General features: G+C 66.8%; 15 protein-coding genes and 1 riboswitch. Of the genes, 7 read left to right on the forward strand and 8 right to left on the reverse strand.

Features of this window, described 5'->3' with window-relative positions; genetic code table 11:
• Window positions 1-84 precede the first annotated feature (84 nt).
• Genes GNX95_RS25475 through GNX95_RS25490 form a run of 4 tightly spaced genes read right to left on the reverse strand, consistent with a single transcriptional unit; the run spans window position 85 to window position 4,315 of the window.
• A complete protein-coding gene (locus GNX95_RS25475; protein ID WP_163509888.1) occupies window positions 85-909 on the reverse strand; it encodes a carbohydrate ABC transporter permease in 825 nt (274 codons plus the stop codon).
• Window positions 906-1,808: a carbohydrate ABC transporter permease gene (locus tag GNX95_RS25480; protein WP_163509889.1), complete on the reverse strand. Its 903-nt coding sequence runs from the start codon at window positions 1,806-1,808 to the stop codon at window positions 906-908. Before GNX95_RS25480 ends, GNX95_RS25475 begins: the two co-directional genes overlap by 4 nt.
• Window positions 1,805-3,175 (reverse strand): extracellular solute-binding protein, encoded by a 1,371-nt coding sequence (locus tag GNX95_RS25485; RefSeq protein WP_163509890.1) that lies wholly within the window; start codon window positions 3,173-3,175, stop codon window positions 1,805-1,807. The genes GNX95_RS25480 and GNX95_RS25485 overlap by 4 nt, the downstream gene beginning before the upstream one ends.
• Before the next feature lie 18 nt (window positions 3,176-3,193).
• Window positions 3,194-4,315, reverse strand: coding sequence for a carbohydrate kinase family protein (locus tag GNX95_RS25490; protein ID WP_163509891.1), 1,122 nt, complete (start codon window positions 4,313-4,315; stop codon window positions 3,194-3,196).
• 132 nt (window positions 4,316-4,447) lie between these two features.
• Between GNX95_RS25490 and GNX95_RS25495 the strand changes: the two genes are divergently transcribed.
• On the forward strand, window positions 4,448-5,206 hold the full coding sequence (locus tag GNX95_RS25495) for a DeoR/GlpR family DNA-binding transcription regulator (RefSeq protein ID WP_163509892.1): 759 nt from the start codon (window positions 4,448-4,450) through the stop codon (window positions 5,204-5,206).
• Complete coding sequence (locus GNX95_RS25500) at window positions 5,203-6,552, forward strand: 6-phospho-beta-glucosidase (protein WP_163509893.1); 1,350 nt, start codon at window positions 5,203-5,205, stop codon at window positions 6,550-6,552. Before GNX95_RS25495 ends, GNX95_RS25500 begins: the two co-directional genes overlap by 4 nt.
• Window positions 6,553-7,146: 594 nt before the next feature.
• Here GNX95_RS25500 and GNX95_RS25505 read toward each other — a convergent pair.
• The gene (locus GNX95_RS25505) at window positions 7,147-7,860 is read right to left on the reverse strand and encodes an FHA domain-containing protein (RefSeq protein ID WP_222853877.1); all 714 of its coding nucleotides are present in this window, start codon (window positions 7,858-7,860) and stop codon (window positions 7,147-7,149) included.
• A gap of 108 nt (window positions 7,861-7,968) precedes the next feature.
• Between GNX95_RS25505 and GNX95_RS25510 the strand changes: the two genes are divergently transcribed.
• The 3 genes from GNX95_RS25510 to GNX95_RS25520 are packed head-to-tail and all read left to right on the forward strand — an operon-like array spanning window position 7,969 to window position 11,542.
• On the forward strand, window positions 7,969-8,862 hold the full coding sequence (locus tag GNX95_RS25510) for a hypothetical protein (protein ID WP_163509894.1): 894 nt from the start codon (window positions 7,969-7,971) through the stop codon (window positions 8,860-8,862).
• Window positions 8,863-8,921: 59 nt separating this feature from the next.
• Window positions 8,922-10,409, forward strand: coding sequence for an AMP-binding protein (locus GNX95_RS25515; RefSeq protein ID WP_163509895.1), 1,488 nt, complete (start codon window positions 8,922-8,924; stop codon window positions 10,407-10,409).
• Complete coding sequence (locus GNX95_RS25520) at window positions 10,406-11,542, forward strand: MalY/PatB family protein (protein WP_163509896.1); 1,137 nt, start codon at window positions 10,406-10,408, stop codon at window positions 11,540-11,542. The genes GNX95_RS25515 and GNX95_RS25520 overlap by 4 nt, the downstream gene beginning before the upstream one ends.
• On the opposite strand, the gene GNX95_RS25525 is transcribed toward GNX95_RS25520, so the two are convergent.
• A complete protein-coding gene (locus GNX95_RS25525; protein ID WP_163509897.1) occupies window positions 11,529-13,178 on the reverse strand; it encodes a class I adenylate-forming enzyme family protein in 1,650 nt (549 codons plus the stop codon). The two genes, GNX95_RS25520 and GNX95_RS25525, sit on opposite strands and share 14 nt — an antisense overlap.
• Entirely contained in the window at window positions 13,175-14,626 is a 1,452-nt protein-coding gene (locus GNX95_RS25530; protein ID WP_163509898.1) for a carotenoid oxygenase family protein, read from the reverse strand. Before GNX95_RS25530 ends, GNX95_RS25525 begins: the two co-directional genes overlap by 4 nt.
• Before the next feature lie 71 nt (window positions 14,627-14,697).
• Here GNX95_RS25530 and GNX95_RS25535 point away from each other — a divergent pair, with 71 nt between their 5' ends.
• The gene (locus tag GNX95_RS25535; RefSeq protein WP_163509899.1) at window positions 14,698-15,597 is read left to right on the forward strand and encodes a winged helix-turn-helix transcriptional regulator; all 900 of its coding nucleotides are present in this window, start codon (window positions 14,698-14,700) and stop codon (window positions 15,595-15,597) included.
• Here GNX95_RS25535 and GNX95_RS25540 read toward each other — a convergent pair.
• On the reverse strand, window positions 15,560-16,114 hold the full coding sequence (locus tag GNX95_RS25540; RefSeq protein ID WP_163510222.1) for a histidine phosphatase family protein: 555 nt from the start codon (window positions 16,112-16,114) through the stop codon (window positions 15,560-15,562). The genes GNX95_RS25535 and GNX95_RS25540 overlap by 38 nt on opposite strands.
• A gap of 39 nt (window positions 16,115-16,153) precedes the next feature.
• Window positions 16,154-16,293: riboswitch (adenosylcobalamin (AdoCbl) riboswitch) on the forward strand.
• 2 nt (window positions 16,294-16,295) lie between these two features.
• Here GNX95_RS25540 and GNX95_RS25545 point away from each other — a divergent pair.
• A complete protein-coding gene (locus GNX95_RS25545; protein WP_163509900.1) occupies window positions 16,296-16,508 on the forward strand; it encodes a CbtB domain-containing protein in 213 nt (70 codons plus the stop codon).
• Window positions 16,509-16,517: the final 9 nt, after the last annotated feature.

Raw genomic sequence — 16,517 nt, forward strand, 5'->3', positions numbered from 1 at the left:
GACCCGCGATGATCCGCGCAGCATGGATGAGATCCGCGCTGACGTGCTGGCCGACCGGGACCTCGCCGCTCGGCCACACGTACGTCACTCCTTGATCGCGCCGGAGAGCATGCCTTCGATGAATCGCCGTTGCAAAGCGATGTAGACGATCACTACCGGGAGCGCCACCAGGACCGCGGCGGCGGCGAGCAGCGCGAACTCCGAGGTGTGCTGGCCCTGGAAGAAAACCAGGCCGAGTGGCACGGTGCGGAGGCTGTCGGAGGTCACCATGACCAGCGCCAGCAGGAATTCGTTCCACGTCCACATGAAGGTGATGACCAGCATCGTGGTGATCGCCGGCCAGCCCGTCGGCACCAGCACGCGCCACAGCGTCGTCCAACTGTTCGCGCCGTCGATCCTGGCCGCCTCGACGAGAGAGCCGTGCGCGCCGCTACGGAAAAACGCGCGCATCCAAAACGTGCCGAAGGCGATCGACTGCGCGGTCTGCGGCAGGATCAGAGCCCAGTAGGTGTCGGTCAGGCCAAAGCCGCGCAGGTCATAGTAGAGCGGGATGACGAGCGCTTCTTCCGGCAGCGTCAGGCCGATGAGAAACAGATAGAAAAGCACCGACGAGCCGGGAAACCGCATAGTCCCGAAGGCGTACGCGGCGAGTGTTGACAGGAGCGCTGCTGCGACGACGACCGTGACCGTGACGATGACGGACGACTGCAGATAGGTGCCGAAATGGCCGCGTGTCCAGGCATCGGCGAAGTTGTTCCAATGCAGCCCGTCCGGCAGCGCGAAGCCGGTGCGCAGACTTTTCGGGTTGGAAAACGCGGTCGACAGCACCCCGAGCACCGGCACCAACGCGATGACACAGAAAACCACCAGGATCGCGTACGTCATCGCTCGCTCGAGCCGGCTGGTCACGACCGCCTCCCCTCGATCGCACGAGAAACCGCCACGGTGAGCACGAAAATCAGCACGGCGAGACTGACACCGACGGCGGCGGCGGAGCCGACCTGACCGGTTTCGAAGGCGCGGTGATAGACCTCATAGGCCGGCACAGCGGTCGCGTTGCCAGGTCCGCCGCCAGTCGTGATGTAGACGAGGTCGAAGTTGCGCAGGCCGGCGACGATCGTCAGCGTCGCCGCCACCGCGATCTCCGGCCGAAGCGCCGGCAACGTGACCGCGAGAAACTCGCGGAGCGGACCGGCGCCGTCCAGCCGCGCGGCTTCGTAGAGCTCACGCGGAATTTTCTGGCAGCCGGCCAGGAACAGCACCATGCACAGGCCAAACTCGACCCACGTGCCCACCAGGCCAACGGCGGGCAGCGCCAGGTTGAAGTCGCCGAGCCACGGTTTTGCCAATGATCCCAGGCCAACCGCCTGCAGCACCGAGTTGAGCAGCCCGTCGGGTGCGTAGATCCACCGCCACGACAAGGCGACCACGACCATCGCCAGCACCTGCGGCAGAAACAGTACGGTCCGAAAGAAGGTCATGCCGTGAATCCGCACGCGCGACATCGCGGCGGCCAGCAGCAGGCCGACCAGGATTGGCAGCAGCGCGTAGAAAATCAGCAACACCAGCGCATGCAGGAACGGACCGCGCAGGCTCGGATCGGTGAACAGCGCGACATAGTTCCCCAGACCCGTCCACGTCGCGACGCTCAGGCCGTCCCAGTCATAGAGCGAATACCAGATCCCCTGGACGAACGGCACGAGAATGAGCAAGCCGAACAACACCAACGCCGGTGCCACGTAAAGATATCCGATCGCGCGCGGCTCGCCAGGAGCTCGCCGCGCGTATCGCCCGCGCACAGCCGTCATCCGGACTGGTGGAACTTGCCGTAGTCGGCCTGCAAAGTCTGCGCGAACTGCTGCGGCGTCGTCTGACCGCCGATAAGGCTTTGCAGCGCAGCGGTCAATGTGTCATAGAAGGTCGGCGTCGAATAGTCGAGGTACGGCGCGAGGCCGTCGGCCGCGCTGATCTGCTTCCAACCGGCGACCATCTGACCTTCCGCGCTGGCCGGAGGCAGTGCGGCGGCGGCCGGCCCCAGCACCGCCGGCAGGTTTCCGGTCTGTGTCATGACATCCGCGGCGTGCTGGTTGGTGAGGAAGTTCAGGTAGGCGGCGGCAACGTCCGGATGCTTGGACTTGCTGGTGATCGACCAGGCCAGGCTCTCACCGCCGGTGGTGGCGATCGAGCCGCCAGTGGTCGCCGGCGGTGGCGGCACCAGGCCGAGTTTGGCCCCCATCGGACCCTTCAGGTCGGCTGCGACCCACGTGCCGGTCATCAGGTAGACACCTTTGCCGGCGGCGAACTGCTTGGTGGCGTCGTCATAGCCGAGACCGTTGGCGCCAGGACTGAGAAAACCGCTCTTGGCCCAGGTCTGCAGGGTCGTCGCGGCCTGCACCGCGCGCGGATCGATCCAGGATGCCTTGCCGGTGCCGAAAACCAGGTCACGGGTGAACTGTTTGCCGGCCAGCTGGTCGAGAATCACACCGTACGTGTGAATAGCCGGATATTTGTCCAGGTTGCCGAACTGGATCGGCAGCTGTCCCTTGGCCTTGATGGTGGCCAGCTGACTGGTGAACTCCGACCAGGTGCTCGGCGGCTTGAGCCCGAGTGCCGCCAGCGACGCCTTGTTGTAGTAAAGGCCGATGAACTCACCCATCTGCGAGATGCCATAGAGCTTGCCGGTGCCGAAATGCTTCGCGTCGGCGCTGACCCGGTTGAGGTCCAGCAGCGTCTTTGGATAGCGCTTGTCCCAGCCGTACACGCCGGCATAGCTGTCGATCGGCGTCAGCATGCCGGCCTTGACGAAGGTGACCATGTCCGGATAACCCTGGTTGGCCTCGACGACATCCGGCGGGTTGCTGCCGGACAACGCCAGCCGCAGCGTCGTTTTCAGGTCCTGGAAGGACTTCGACGTGCGGACGATCTTCACGTTGGGATACTTTGCCTGGAATTCCTTGTTGAGCTGGGTGACCTGCGCGTTCTGGCCGCCGCGCACCTCCTGGTCCCAGACGTTCAGGGTCACCTGGCCGGCCTTGGCCGGATCGGTCGAGATGCTGCCGGCCGGTCGTTCCGAGGATCCGCCACCGGCCCCTCCGGAGCCGGGCGGTGCGCAGGCGGCGACCAGCACCGCGGCAGCTGCGAACAGTGTTCCCAGGCGGAGGCTCCGGCTCGACATCAGGTTTTCTCCCGGAAGTTAGGGGACTTGGGCCACGTCCGCATAGCGAGCGATGGTGGCGGCCGCCCGGCGGACCGCGCCGACCGGCACCGTCGGCACCAGCTCGTCGAGGAATCCATAGCGCCGCACCAAAGAAGCGTGATAGGCGTCGCGGTTGGCCTGGTCGCGTACGCCGTGCCACCAGTCGGCGATATCACCCCAGCCAGGTGCCGCGAGCGATCCGCCGAACTGCTGGACGGCGAGCGAGGCGCACGCCGACGCGAATGCCAGCCGGTGCTGCAACGGCCAGCCGGCCAGCGTGCCGAGCACCATGCTGGCACAGAAAACGTCGCCGGCACCGGTCGGGTCGAGTGCGGTCACCCGCGGCGCCGGCACATGCGCTTCCTCGCCGGTGGTGGAGTCGATCGCCATCGCGCCTTCGGCGCCGTTGGTGACGACGGCGAGCGGCACCAGGTCGGCGATCGCGTAGAGCGCGTCCTGCGGTGTCTGCGTACGCGTATATGCCATCGCTTCGCCGGCATTCGGCAGAAAAGCGTCGCAATAGCGCAGTTGTTCCAGCATTTCGCCGGACCAGGTCTCGGTCGGATCCCAGCCCACGTCCGCGAAAACCAGCGCCCCGTCCTTACGGGCCAGGTTGGCCCAGGACGTTTCCTCGGCCTCGCCGAGTGCGTTGGGACCGGGCAGGTCCACGACGACTGCGCGCGTGCGCGGCGGCTTGCCGATCATGTCACTGGCCGGCAGCGGCGAGTCGTGGCCGTGCGTCAACATGCTCCGGTCGCCGGCGCACGCCATCGAGACGGTGACCGGCGAATGCCAATGTTCGAACCGCCGCGACCGCGACAGGTCGACACTTTCCTGCTCTGCCAGCGTACGCCAGCAAAAGTCGGCATAGTCGTCGTCGCCGAACGCGGCGGCGAGCGACGTGCGCAAACCGAGCCGGCTGGTCGCGATCGCCAGGTTGGCGATGCCACCGGGACACGACCCCATGCCTTCGGCCCACACTTCGGTGCCAGCGCTCGGCATTTTCGGCAGGCCGGTGAACACGATGTCCAGGAACACCGTGCCGGAAAGAAAAACGTCGATCTCTGGACCCACCGGATCCCGGAGGGTGCGCAGCGGATCGTATGCACCTTCGGACATCAGGTGGCAACTCCCCATTCAGCTAGATGCGCGCAACACTAACTGCAACCGCGCAGCCTCACAACCTATTGCTGAGCGTACGTGCGCGAACGCGGCTGGTTGTGCGCGTTTCTGACTGGTATCGTCCGCTGCATGCTGCAGCACGAACGGCACGCCGAGATCGTCCGGCGGCTGCGCACCGAAGGCGCCACCGGCGTGCGGGAGCTGGCCACATCGTTGCGGGTCAGCCCGTCGACGATTCGCCGTGACCTGGCCAGGCTCGGCCGCGACGGCACGCTCACGCGCGTACACGGTGGCGCGCACGTGCCGGAGGACCTCGATGAGCGAATGCCGTTCGCGGCGGTGGCTGCCGTCGACACCGCTGACAAACAGGCCGTGGCCCGCCGCGCCGTCGAGTTGGTGTCCGACGGTGACGTGGTGCTGTTGGATGTCGGGACGACCGCGATGTGCCTTGCGCAGCAACTGAAACTCCGCCGTGTCACGGTCATCACCGCCAACCTGGCCGCCTTCGACGTGCTGCGTGACGTGGAGAGCGTCGAGCTGATCCTGCTCGGCGGCCTGGTCCGCCGGCCCTACCATTCGCTGGTCGGTCTGCTGACCGAGGACGCGCTGCAACAGGTACGTGCCGACATCGCGTTTCTCAGCACCAGCGGAGTGCGGCCGGACGGCCAGATTTTGGACACTACCCTGGTCGAAGTGCCGATCAAGCGTGCGATCATCGCGGCCGCCAAGAAAACCGCGTTGCTGGCCGACCGCAACAAGTTTCCCGGCACCGGAGCGCTGCGTGTCTGCGGCGTCTCCGACATCGACGTCATCGTGACCAACGAAGGAGCCGACGATTCCACCCTGCGGACCTGTGTCACCGCCGGTGTCGAGGTGCTGACCGGATGAAGCTCGCGATTCTCGGCGGCGGCGGTTTTCGCGTGCCGCTGGTGTACGGCGCATTGCTGCGGGATCGCGGCGAACGCCGCGTCACGGACGTCTCGCTCTATGACGTAAGTGGCGACCGGCTTGCGGCGATCGGGCATGTGTTGCGGCAAATGGCCGCGGAGCAGGAAAACCCGCCAACGGTGCATACGACCACCGATCTCGACGAGTCGCTGCGCGATGCGACCTTCGTGTTTTCCGCGATTCGCGTTGGCGGGCTGGAAGGCCGCACCGCCGACGAGCGGGTCGCACTGGATCTGGGGATTCTCGGCCAGGAGACGACCGGTCCCGGCGGACTCGCGTACGGGCTGCGGACCGTGCCGGTGGCGCTGCACGTCGCGGAGCGGGTCGCAGCCGTGTGTCCGGACGCGTGGGTCATCAACTTCACCAATCCTGCCGGCATGATCACCGAGGCCATGCAACACATTCTCGGTGATCGGGTGGTCGGCATCTGCGACTCGCCGCTCGGTCTGAGCCGTCGCGCCGCGCGTGCGTTGGAGCTCGACCCGATGGCGACCACGGCCGACTATGTCGGCCTCAACCATCTCGGCTGGCTGCGCGGGCTTTCCTTCAACGGACGCGATGTGTTGCCGCGGTTGGTGACCGACCCGGCCGCGCTGGACTCGATCGAGGAAGGGCGCCTCTTTGGCGCGGACTGGATCGCCGCGCTCGGCTGCATCCCCAACGAATATCTCTTCTACTACTACTTCACCCGTGACGCGGTCGCCTCGATCAAGGGCTCGCCGGTGACTCGCGGGGAGTTTCTGTTGCGCCAACAACGAGACTTCTACGCCGCGGTGGCGAAGGATCCGCGCAGCGCGCTGTCCGAGTGGCGGCGCGTACGCCGAGAACGCGACGAGACCTACATGGCCGAGAGCCGCGCCGAGGTCGACGCGGCCGGCCGGGACAAAGAAGACGTGGAGGCCGGTGGATACGAAGGAGTGGCGCTCGCGTTGATGGCGGCGATCGCGCGTGGCGAGCGTACGGCGATGATTCTCAACGTACGCAACGGAAACGCGGTGCCTGGCCTGCCGGCGGAGGCGGTCGTCGAGGTGCCGTGCACTGTGGACGCCAACGGTCCGCATCCGCTGATCACCAGCGCGCTGGCTGGTCATCAGCTTGGCTTGATCCAGCAGGTGAAGTCGGCCGAGCAGCTCACCATCCAGGCCGCGCGCACCGGCTCGCCGTCGGCGGCATTGGCCGCTTTCGCCGTGCATCCGCTGGTGGATTCGGTCTCCACGGCCAAAACCCTGCTGGCCGGCTATCGTTCGCGGATCCCCGGGGTCGCCGCGGTCCTCAGCCGAGCATGAGACGCTGTCCCAGCCGCTGAGTGTGGCCGATTCACGGAGTACGCGTGCAACGGCAGTCCGATGCTAGTCAGGCTTTGTGTTCGTTGTATTGGTTGCGCCTCACCGGCATTGTCGGCCACAGTAATCACACCAGCACCAACCCGGCAGCCGCTGAATGTTCGCAAGGCCCCCATGCGTGCGTCAGACGTACGTAAGGAGGCCTTGCTACCAAACGGCAAACCGGCAAGCTAGACATTTAGCGCTACAGACGCTGTGATGGCGTCCAGCCCGCCGGGTTGCTTCCCATACGAGCAAGCCTGGAGAACCCAGCCCCGCCCGCAAACCGCCACCCGCACCTCCATGCACACCGATTGGCATCCACGCGCCCCTCCCTTGAGGTCGCCCTCCGCGCAGGAGCCCCGCCGCGCAGGCGAAAAACCACCACCCACCCAACGCAACAAACGTGGAGACCCAACCACCCCCGACGCAACAAACATGAAGACCCAACCCAACAAGCATGAAGAAGCAACTACTTCCCCATGCAACTACCCAAAACCCAACCGCCGGAACATCGGGCGCCAAATCACTCCGCCACGGCAGGACACCAGGGTCACCTCACCGGCTGAGCAACCGCAGATCCGTTGGTACGAGCGTGGTCGAGGTCACCAGCTCGACCAGCAGGTCGTGCACGGACGCACCGGTGACCGCACGATCGCGTACGTCTCCGACAATGCGCGAAATCCGGTCGACTCCCCATGATTCGGCTGGTCGCAGGCTGGCGAGCTGCGACGCGACCTGCGACCAGCTCAGCGGATGCGGTGTCGCCTCGTGCCGCAGATAGCGCTGGCCGAGGCAGCTCAGGACCAGCCGTTCGTCGGCCGACAGGGCCCGCGGAAGCGCGACTCTCGCTGGTTCCGGGCCGGCGACGAGCACTTCGACGAGGTGTTGTTGGTGCGGCGAGATGACGAACAGAGGCGTGTACGCCGTCGGCAGCAGCTCTCGCTGGCCGGTCGGCAGCATTCGCGAGCCAGGCAGCCGAATCGCCGACCGGCCGATGTTGCGCAGGCCCCAACGCGCGCCGGTGAAGCTGATCTCGCCGTGCCGGCGGCTCACGTGCGGGTCGTCGTCGCCGACGCAGACGTGCACTTCTGGCTCGTTACGGCCAAAAAGCAGGCTGAAACCGGCGGTGGGGGGCGCGCTGACCCCACCGTAGGGACCGAGCACGAACAGCGTGCCGGGAGCGGCCGCCGGCACGCCTCGTGCGAGGCCACCGTCGGCCGGCGGCAGGACCGCCAAGCCGTCGGCGGGCCTCGAAGTGGACAAACCCACGCCACCCTCCTGTTCGCACTCGCCGCCGTACGCTAACCAGGAATCCGGGGACCGGTCCCTCGCGTGACAGACTCGGCGGGAGGCACTCACCGACCAGAAAGGCCCACCGTGACGGCTGCCGCCGACTCCGAGTTCACGTTTCTCACCGCAAGCCAGGCCGAGCGTCTGCGCACCGAGGCGCGGGACGCGTTTTCCCGCCACGGCGTGACAACGGTAGTTTTCGCGCCATATCTACAATCCGACACGCACGGCACGTTTCCACTGTTGTCGCTGGCGCAGAAGTGCAAGGAGGCGCCGGAGGACAAGTGGTCGCAGTTGATCGAGGAACACGTCGCGGCGCTGGTCGCCAATCCACTCGGCTCGCTGACGATGGAGCGCGACGAGCTGTTGGCGAAGGCGTATCTGCGGTTGCTGCCGGACGACTTTTCGCCCGACCCTGACCATTTCCGTTACGCCAGGCCGGTGTCGGAAGGGCTCGTGTCCGCGATCGCGGTGGATTTGCCCGACACCGTACAGATTCTGGACGACGGCGAGGTCGAGCGTGTCGGTCTCGGCGCGCTGCGCTCGACGGCGCGTGCCAACCTGGTCAACCTGCCGATCGACGACTACCAGGTCGCGACTCGGCCGGACGGCACCGACATCCACCTGGTCAACGGGTCGTCGATGTTCGTTGCCAGCAAGGCTTTGGTGCTGCCGCAGCTGATGGAGCAGGTCGCTGGCCTCCGGCCGCCGGCAGACGGCGTGCTGGTGGCGGTGCCGTGGCGACACCACCTCGCGTTCCATCCGATCCTCGACAGGACGGTGCTCACCGCGCTCAACGAGATGACGCCGTACGCCTTCGCCGCATACCAGGACAATGCTGGCGCGCTGTCGCCGCGGCTCTACTGGTGGAAGGACGGCGTGCTGACCAATCTCACGAAGATCGACCACGAGGCGAAGTCGTTCGAGCCGGCGCCGCCGGTGGAGCTGGTCGACGCTATACGGCGGCTTGTCAACGGCTGAGCCCGCATGGTGGCCATGCGGGCGTTGACGCACGGCGTACGGGCCGGTTGGCTGAGCGGATGGGCACGTTGGCACAGATGCTCGCGTCGGCCGATCCCGACGCGGTCGCGCTGGTCGAGCCGGAGCGTGCCGGCTCGGCGGTCACGTACGGCCAGCTGCGGTCGGCGGTCGAGGCGCTGGCCGTCGACCTGGCGCGGCATGGCGTACGCCGCGGGTCGATCGTCGGTGTGTGGCTGCCGACCTGCGTCGACGCGGTCGTCTGGCAGTTCGCGGTGGCGTCGCTCGGAGCGGCCGTCCTCGGCATCAACACGCGTTATGGCGTACACGAGCTGAAACACCTGCTGAGCATCGCAAAACCGGCCTGTGTCGCCATGCCGGCGGACTTCCTCGGCCGTGATTTCGCCGGCATGCTTGGCGAATCCGGCTATCCGCCGCCGGCGGTGGCCACCGTCGACGTCGCCGGACCGCCGCGGTTGCCATACTGGTCCGGCGGCTCGGTGGTGGGACTTTCGGTGGGACAGCTGGAAGATCCGGTCAACTATTTCACCACCTCCGGCTCGACCGGACTGCCGAAACTGGCCGAGCACGACCAGCGGTCGGTCGTACGCCACGCCGCGAACGCCGCCGCGGCGTTCGACATCCGGCGCGGTGACTTCGTCTTGGCGGCGCTTCCGCTGGCCGGCGTTTTCGGTTTCAACACGGTGATGGCGGCGCTGTCGGCCGGCGCGGCCTGTGTCATGCAGCAGGTTTTCTCCACCGCGGACACGATCGAGCAGTTGCAGGCGTACGAGATCAGCCACGTGTTGGCCGGCGACGACCTGCTCGGCCGGCTGCTGGATGCCTGGCAGCAACATCCGGTCGGATTTCCCGCCTGGCGATGCGCCGGTGTCGCCGACTTCGCTGGCCGGAGCGCGGAAATCGCGGAGTGGGTGGAGACGTTGGGCGCGCGGTTCACCGGTTTGTACGGTGCTTCCGAGGTTTTCGCGCTGTTGGCGCGATGGCCGTCCGACCGGCCGCTGGAGATCCGGCGTAAGGCGGGTGGCGTGCCGATCTCGCCTGACATCCAGTTCCGGATCGCCGACGGCGAGTTGCAGTTTCGCGGATATCCGGTGTTGACCCGCTATCTCGGCAATCCGGTGGCGACCGCCGACGCCTTCACCGACGACGGCTGGTATCGCTCCGGCGATCTCGGCGAGCCGTTGGACGACGGGTTCGCCTATCTGTGCCGGATGGGGGATGCGTTGCGGCTGCGGGGTTTTCTGATCCAACCGGCCGAGATCGAGTCGTTTCTGGTCACCCATCCGGCGGTCGACCAGGCCAAAGTCGTCGGCGCAGGTGGCGAGGCGGTGGCATTCGTACGGCTCAACACTTCGGTCGCCGAGGATGCCTTGGTCGCCTTCTGCCGGCGAAACCTCGCCGCGTTCAAGGTGCCGCGCCGGATCGTCGCGTTGAGCGAGTTTCCGACCACGTCGGGTACGAACGGCACCAAAGTCCGTGCGGCCGAGCTTCGCCGGATCGCCGCCGAGCTGCTAGAGATGCAGACATGACCAACCCACTGCGCCAGCTGACCCTCGACCAGCTCCGCCGGCGTACGACGGAGAAATGGCGTGCCTATCCGGCCGACGTGCTGCCGCTTTTCGTCGCGGAGATGGACGTGCCGCTCGCCGAGCCGATCGTACGCGCGGTCTCGAACGCCTTGGAGCTCGGCGACTCCGGCTATCCGGCCGGCACCGGTTACGCCGACGCGCTGGCCGATTTCGCGCGCAAACGTTGGGGATGGGACGGCGTCGTCGCGGAGCGTACGCGCGTCGTGCCGGACGTGATGTTCGGCCTCGCCGAAGCGCTGCGGCTGGTCGGCCGCGATGGCGATCCGGTGGTGGTCAACAGTCCGGTCTATCCGCCTTTCTATGACCTGATCAGGCATCTCGGCCGCCAGGTGGTGGAGTCACCGCTCGGAGCCGACGGCCGTCTTGATCTCGAGGGTCTCGCGACGACTTTCGAGCAGCACGAGCACGCCGCGTATCTGTTGTGCAATCCGCAAAATCCGACCGGCACGGTGCACACGCGTGAGGAGTTGGAGGCGGTCGCGACGATCGCCGGCGAGCACGGCGTACGCGTCGTGGTCGATGAGATCCACGCGCCGCTCGTGCTGCCAGGCGCCGATTTCGTGCCGTATCTGAGCATCTCCGGCACCGCTGACGCGTTTTCCGCGATCTCCGCGTCGAAAGGCTGGAATCTCGCCGGCCTGAAGGCCGCGTTGTTGTCAGGTGGCAACGACACCGTGGCCGAGCTGGCGAGTTTGCCGCTGCTGGTCACCGATGGCGCGAGCCACATCGGCATTCACGCGCACGTCGCGGCTCTTCGCGACGGCGGCGACTGGCTGGACGCGCTGGTCGCCGGCCTCGACGACAACCGGCGACTGCTCGGGACACTGCTGGCCGAGTCGCTGCCGTCCGTACGTTATCGCCCGCCGGCGGCGACCTACCTGGCCTGGCTGGACTGCCGCGAGTTGGACCTCGGCGACGATCCGGCGGCGGTTTTCCTTGACCGCGGCCGGGTCGCGCTCAACTCCGGTCCGGATTTCGGCACCGGCGGCGCCGGGCACGTACGCCTCAACCTCGCGACCTCGCCGGAGATCGTCACCGAAGCCGTCCGGCGGATCGCGGTCAGCCTTGGCTGACCAACGCACCGACCCGCTCGCGGAGCTCGCGTTTGAGCACCTTGCCGACCGGATTTCGGGGCAGCGCCTGGACGAGCTGCAACCGCTCCGGCAGTTTGTAGGACGCCACGCGCTTTTCCCGGAGGAAGTCGACCAGCTCGGCGAGCGTCGGCGGTCCAGACTTGGCGACGACGACGGCGCACACGCGCTCGCCGAGCACGTCGTCCGGCACGCCGATGACCGACACCTCGGCGACCGCCGGATGAGCCGCCAGCAGGCCTTCGATCTCGGCCGGTGAGATGTTCACGCCGCCGCGGATGATCAGATCCCTGGCACGGTCGACGTAGCGCAGGAACCTCTCGCCCGCGATCTCGAACACGTCACCGGTGCGGAAATAGCCGTCGTCATCGAATGCCGACCGGTCCAGCGGTGCGTCCGGAGCGGTGAAATAGCCGCCGAAGACCGTCGGTCCGGCCAGTCGCAGCTCGCCGGCACGGCCGGCGGTGGTGATGACCGCGTCCGTGCGCGCATCCACCAGCCGTACGGAAACTCGTGACGCGATCGGACTGCGCCACTGTGTTTCCGAGCCGTAATGAGGAAAATAGCTGGCTCGATGATCCGGATCCGGCACGTCGGACGGATCTGACATCAACGCGATGCCTTCGTTGGAGCCGAAGAAGTTGACCACGTCGATGCCGTGCCGCTCCGACCACGTCCGCACCAGCCATGGCGTCAGTGGCGCCGATCCGGAACCGATCAGCCGCAACGAGCCAATGTCCACTGTGGACAGGATGTCCTCGCGGCGCAGGAGCATGGTGAGCAGGGCCGGCGGCGCGACCGTGTACGTGGCGCGTTCTTCGGTGACCTGGCGCAGAAAAGTCGGCAGGTCGAACGGATGGTGCGGCAGGAACAGGCCGCCGACCATCAGCCACGGCAGGAACATGCCGGCGATGCCACCCATGTTGGTCATCGGAAACGGCGACAACAGCACATCCCGCGGTCCCAACTGTGCCGACCAACGACAGCCTTCGGCCATGATGAGCCAGTCGCCGTGACAACGCGGCACGGCTTTCGGCGCGGCCTCCGTGCCGGAGGTCCAGCAAATGGTGACGCAGTCGTTGACATCCGCGACGCGTACGGGCACCGATTCGCTTGGCAGCTCGGCGAACACGTCGATGACAGTGGCAACCGAGGAGACCTCGTCGCGTACGCGTGTGGCCTGCTCGAGCAGCGATCGATCGCCGGAACGCTCGGCGGTCAGAAACGCGACGGCCCGCGTCTGCCGGCACATCGGCACGAGCTCATGCTCGCGAAAGGCGGTCGGAAACGGGGTGGCGATCGCGCCGATTCGTACGATCGCCAGCAACGACCGCACGAGCTGTGCGCAGTTTGGCAGCTGTACGGCCACGATGTCGCCGGCGCGTACGCCTGACGACAGCAGATGCGCGGCGAGCGAGTCGACCTGCGCGTCCAGGTCGTGCCAGCTCCAGCGCCGCGGCGAATGTCCGGTCAGCGCGGCCAGGTTCGGCGGATCGGCCACCGCCGGTTGGCCGCCGGACTCGGCGACCCTGGCGCGCAGCAGGCCGTCGATCGTGTCGCCGCTCCACCAGCCTCGCGCGACGAAATCCGCGGCTTCCTCGGCCGGATGGCACTTCATGCTGAGAAACTCCGCAGTTGGTCGGCGCGTATCCAGGTGGCGTGGAAGCCGAGCGGCACACGCTGCGGCAACAACACGCGGGCGACCGGTCCGGCGGTCACGTCGGCGGCATCGAAGATGTCCAGCTCCGAGCGGTTTTCCCGTTCGTCCTGGACAAACGTCACCAGATAGCCGTCGTCGTCGGAAGTGGAGCCGTCGCGCGGCGCGAACGGCGCCTCGCTTCCCCAGCGCCCCTGCCCAAACGACCACTGCGTCTTGGCGCCGGTGCTGATGTCGTATTTCACCAGGCCGTCGAAAAGCAGCGTCGACTCCGGCGAGATGTGCACGTTGTACGCGAAGCGGCCGCGCTGGCCGACCGTCCTCGCGTCCACACTCGGAAACTCGGTGTTGTCGTCGTCCAGCGCGGTCTCGGCGGTCGCGCCGGTCGCGAGATTGAAGCGATAGCGGTGAAGTTGCGCGTCCAGCCGCAGATACGAGAGCATTTTCGCCAGTGGAGTCACCGCGTCGGCGCGCGGCTGCGGCCGCTTCACCCGGCACACGTCCATCACCACCTCGTCGCCGTCCTCCCAGGCGTTGACGACGTGGTAGATGTAGCACGAGCTGGCCTCGAACCAGCGTACGTCGCTGCCATATCGCGGCAGCACCCCGAAACGCGCCGGTAGCGACCGGTCAAAGACGATCTTGTGCCGACCCTGCCGGGCCGCCGCAAGGTCCTGCACCAGTGGCAGATCCATGAGTACGGCGTAATGTTCGGTGATGGCCATGTCGTGCGGCAGCCGCGGACCGGGAAGGTCCACATTGGTCAGGTGCGTGACGCGGCCGTCCGCGCTGATGACGCCGTAACGCATGAAGGGCGGCGTCGGTCCGTAGTCAAACCAGAAAAGCTCCCCGGTGCGCTCGTCGACCTTCGGATGCGCCATCATGTCGCCGGCCAGCGTGCCGAGAAAGTCCTCCGCGCCAAGGGTTTCCAGTGACAGCGGGTCGATCGCGTACGGACTGCCGCACAGATACCAGGTGGCCAACACCTTGCCACGGTGGAAAATCACGTCGGTGTTGGCGTTGTCCTTCAGCGGCAGGCCGCGCGCGTTGCCAAACGGGTTGCCCTTCGGGTTTTCCATCACGCCGGTCCACAGCGCCTTGCCGGCGGCCGACTCGGCCTCGAAGGCTTTGGTGCGGATCCAACGATTCCGGTAACGTGCCTTTCCATTTTCCAGCTGTACGGCGTGCACCATGCCGTCGCCGTCGAACCAGTGATAGCGGCCGTCCGGCCGATAGCGCGGATTGGGTCCGTTGCGCAGGTAGACGCCGTTGAGATCGGCCGGAATCTGGCCGATGACCTGCAGATTGTCCGCGTCGATCTCGGTGTCGACCGGCGCGTACACGCCGAGCAGGTAGGGGTTGGGCTCGGCGCCGGCGACCTGTGCGACGGCAACAGGCTGGCTCGTCATCACCCCAGCCTGGCCCGGATAGCCGGACCCGTCAATAGGCTTCGCTTGTTGTAGCCAGTTAGAATGCGCGGGTGACCGCGCCATTGTTGCGTACCCTGGACCTTCTCGGCGACCAGTGGATTTTGCTGATCCTGCAGAGCATTTTCCTGCGCGTCCGGCGATATGACGACATCCAGCGCCGGCTCGGGATTTCGCCGACCGCGCTGTCCGGCCGGCTGTCCGACGCGGTCGAGGCCGGCGTACTGGTCAGGGTGCCCTACCAGAGCAGCAACCGGACGCGGCACGAATACCGGCTGACCAGCCGCGGTTTGGATCTGTGGCAGCTGTTGACGGCGATCTGGACCTGGGAACGCGACTGGATGAGTCCGCGCGGCCTGCCGGATCTGCTGCACCGGCCGTGCGGCGAGGTCACCTCCGCGCCGCTCGGCTGCGCGGACTGTGGTCAGCCGGTGCGGCTCACCGAAGTCGCTTTTCAACAGCGTCAGCCGCTGATGCTGACCGGCCAGGCACAACGGCGGTTTCGACGTACGGACAGCAGCCGCTTCGCCGCCGATCCACTGCTGTTTTTCCCCACCACGATGGAAATGCTTGGTGACCGGTGGTCGGTCGGCCTGCTGAGTGTCGCGTTTTTCGGCGGCCGGCATTTCTCCGAGTTCGAGCGCGCGCTGGGAATTGCTCCGAGCGTGTTGTCCGGTCGGCTGGCGCGGCTCGTGGAGCTCGGCATCATGCGTACGACCATCGGCACCACGCGCACTGACGCGCGGGCGTATCACCTGACGGCGAAAGGTCGCGCGTTTTTTCCCACGCTGGTGTTCATCGCCGACTGGACGCTCACGCAGCATCCGGCGATCGAGCCGACCGTGCTGATCACCCACACACCGTGCGGCAGCACTCTGGCGCCTTGCCTGCTGTGCTCGTCGTGCGGCCACGTGCTCACGAGGACGACGGTCCGGATCCAACCGCGAGATTGACCGAGGAGACGGTCCAGGACGGTCCGGAGCGTGACAACGCCGTGCGGCTGAGCGGTGAGACGTCGATCCGCCAGAAGGACCGCGGCGGCGCGGCGAGCGCGTGGACGAGCGCGGCGCGGACGACCGCGGCGTGCGTGACGGCGACCGTACGCCCCTCGACGGTCTCCAGCCACGCGCCGACCCGCGCGATCAGCGACTCGACGGACTCGCCGCCGTGCGGAGTCGCGGCCGGGTCGGTCAGCCATAATGCCAGGTCAGCCTGGTCGACCTCGGTGAGCGTACGGCCGCGCCACGCGGCCACGTCGAGGTCGGCCAGAGGCGGCTCGACGGTCGCCGCGAAGCCGAGGCCTTCGGCCGTACGCCGGCATCGACGCTCCGGGCCGGTCAGGAACGTGCCGGCGCGCAGGCCGATGGGCGGCACCGGCGCGAGCAGATCGTCGTCGTCGATCGCGAAGCTGGCCGCGCGTGTCGCGGCCGTCGGCGCGTGGCTGATGAGCGTAAGCCGCGACGTGAGCATGCTCTCCTCGATTGACACCACCTTGGCCGGCAGCCTAGCGTTCACTCGTTCGACGGCAATGAGGAAGCCGGTGAGAGTCCGGCACGGTCGCGCCGCTGTGAGCGAGCCTCAGCTCGCGAGTCAGACCCTCCGTCGTCGTCCGCACCGCCGCAAGGGTCGCGTCAACCCAGGAGGAGAAGCTGTGAGCGCCATCTCGACACCCCAGGCCAGGCCGGAGCCGATTCGCATTCCGGTCAGGGAAATCCTGCCGTGGGCCATTTTCGTCGCGGCACTGGCCGTCGTGCTGCTCTACTTCGTCGGTGCGGAGGAGGGCGCAACCTCGCTGATCTCCGGCCATTACGTGCACGAATACGTGCACGACGCGCGTCACCTGCTCGGCTTTCCCTGCCATTAAGCCACGATC

It is taken from the genome of Fodinicola acaciae (assembly GCF_010993745.1).
Taxonomy (GTDB): domain Bacteria; phylum Actinomycetota; class Actinomycetes; order Mycobacteriales; family HKI-0501; genus Fodinicola; species Fodinicola acaciae.